Here is a 2,710-nt window from a genome sequence, read left to right as displayed (position 1 = left end):
GAATAAACTCCTCCTAAATGGTCAGATGAACTTTCTTTTCGAGCTTCTGCTTTTTGCCTTTGCTCTGGCAACCGCTTTTCGTAGATATACTTTACCCCCAAATAATCAGCAATTTTGTCAAAGATTAACTGCTCTCGGAAAGGCTTGCGAATAAAATCATCGCAGCCTGCTGACAAAACAGAGTTTCGCTGTTCGTCAAAGGCATTAGTAGTCAGAGCTATAATTGCGGTTTGGTGACCGCTAGCTCGCTCTTTAATATGTTTGGTCGCCTCATATCCGTCCATCACCGGCATCAGCATATCCATAAAAATTAGGTGGGGTTTCCAACTTTCCCATAGGGCAATTGCTTCGCTGCCGTTGGTAGCTTCGCACACGCAAAAGCCGACCGACGCCAGAAGTTTGATCAATAGAAGGCGACTGACTTTGACATCTTCGACTACCAAGATGCGATATTCAGGTTGGTGAGGCGCTAAACCGATTACCTTCCTGGATTCCTTGGCTGTCTCTACTTCCTGCGATCGAGCTAAACGCACCTGGATATTGAATGCAAATTTTGTTCCTATACCCACTTTACTGCTGACGGTGATATCTCCTCCCATCAGTTGCACGAATTTTTTGCTGATGGCTAAACCCAACCCAGTTCCTTGTTGAGATTGTCTACCGATTTCTGTTTGTCCGAAAGCTTGAAATAACTTGTGCATCTCTTCTTTGGCAATACCAGGGCCAGTGTCTTCCACTTCAAACAAAAGGTCGAAAAAGTGAGGCCCAGTTGAGGTGGGGAGCAGATAAGGGGGAGAAAGAAGTTGTTGGGCATCTGCCACTCTCCCACTCTCACAGTCTCCCACTCTGACGCGCAGGGTTACGCTTCCTTCTTCAGTGAATTTGATCGCATTTCCCAGCAGGTTAATCAAAACTTGGCGCAATTTACCCTCGTCAGTTCGCACGTACTGAGGAATATCTGGGGTATACTTAATGCGAAGATCTAAGCTTTTACTAGAAGCTTTTAATCGCAACATTTCTTCCAGGCTCTCTAGCAGATGAATTAAGTCAAAGGTCTTTTCATTAAAGGTTGTTCTGCCAGCTTCAATTTTGGACATATCTAGAATGTCGTTAATCAGTGACAGCAAATGCTCGCCGCTGCGATTGATGATTCTCAGATGCTCCCGCTGCTCTTGGTGAAGGGATGAATCGCGGTTCATTATTTGAGTAAATCCCAAGATGGCATTAAGCGGCGTTCGCAGTTCGTGGCTCATGTTGGCGAGGAATTCGCTCTTGGCGCGATTTGCTGCATCGGCAGCTTCTTTCGCTTTTTGCAGTGCTTCTTCTGCTTGCTTGCGTTCTGTAATATTTAGTCCGGTGCCGCGAAAACCGACTATATTACCTTGATTGTCGAAAAGTGGAATGCCAACGACTTCTTCCCAAACAATTTCACCAGAGGGAGTGATATTGCGATGTTGTAGTTTAAAGGTGCATTTTTTGCTAAAGGCATCGCTGAATATATTTCTAACTTTTTCAATATCTTCTTGACAGATGAATTCGATCGGCTTGTGTCCGATTAATTCGGAAGGTGCATATCCTTTAACCGATTTCACTCTGTCGGTAACGAAGCTGTAGGTGTTGTTAGCGTCTACTTCCCATAGATATTCGCCCACTGCTTCGGAGACATCGCGAAAACGCTGTTCGCTCTGTCGCAGCTTTTCCTCTGCTTGTTTGCGTTCGGCAATTTCTGTTTTAGCTTGTTCAAAGAGGGTGCATTGCTTGATGGCGATCGCCAATTGCAGGCACAGTTGTTTGAGAGATTCTATCTCTGATGAGTGCCACTCTCTTTCTCCTTGGCAATGATGGGCAATTAGCAGTCCCCATAACTGATTGGGAATTAATGAATTGGCATTTTCGCTCGTTTCTTCTCCATACAAGATGGGGACTACTAAGCTAGCTTTCACCTCGAATCTACCGAGCAGATTTTTGTGACACTGCTGCAAATCTGATCCGATAATATCTGGAAGCGCTCGAATGCGTCCTTGCTGGTAAAGGGGAATATAGGTTTTGATAAAGCATTCGTCCCCAATCTCAATTCCCAAAGTGGATGTCCACCCTGACGCTACCGACTCGACAACTACTACTCCGTTCCAGTCGGGGTTAAAACGGTAAATGATGATGCGATCGGTTGACAAAAACGATCGCACTTCCCTAACTGCCACTGTCAGCACTTCCTCTAAATTGAGAGAGGAACGAATGCGTTCCAGTATCGCTCCCACCAGCTGTTCCCGCTTTAATTGCAGCCGCAAAGCCATTTCCGCCTCGCGCCGCACCCGAATTTCTTCCTGTAACAAGGCATTTTGCTCTGCCAGTTGTTTTTGCAGCTTCTGCAAGCGCAATTGATTTTCAACCCTAGCCAAAACCTCTTCTACTTGAAACGGTTTGGTGATATAGTCTACTCCGCCAATGGCAAAGGCTTTGACTTTATCTAGCGCTTCGTGTAAAGCACTGATGAAAATAACCGGTATATCGGAAGTCAGCGCGTCTGTTTTTAGCTGTTCGCAGACTTCGTAGCCATCCATTTCTGGCATCATAATATCTAGCAATATCAAGTCTGGCGGAGATAAACGCGCTGTCGCCAGAGCCATCGTTCCCTTGGGTACGCATCGCACTTTATAGCCGCGATCGCTTAATATATTTGACAACAGACGCAAGTTGTGAAGGGTATCAT

Annotated in this window: 1 protein-coding gene; it reads right to left on the bottom strand. The window is 45.7% G+C overall.

Annotation, left to right across the window (positions count from 1 at the left end):
• Positions 1 to 2,684: response regulator (locus tag H6S82_RS27975; RefSeq protein ID WP_347339557.1), on the bottom strand; the 2,684-nt coding region annotated here is incomplete at its 3' end.
• Between the last annotated feature and the right edge of the window lie 26 nt (positions 2,685 to 2,710).

The sequence above is a fragment of the Planktothrix sp. FACHB-1355 genome (assembly GCF_014748295.1).
Taxonomy (GTDB): domain Bacteria; phylum Cyanobacteriota; class Cyanobacteriia; order Cyanobacteriales; family Aerosakkonemataceae; genus Aerosakkonema; species Aerosakkonema funiforme_A.
The sequence above is the reverse complement of the archived record's forward strand: the minus strand, read 5'-3'. Positions and strand labels throughout refer to the sequence as shown.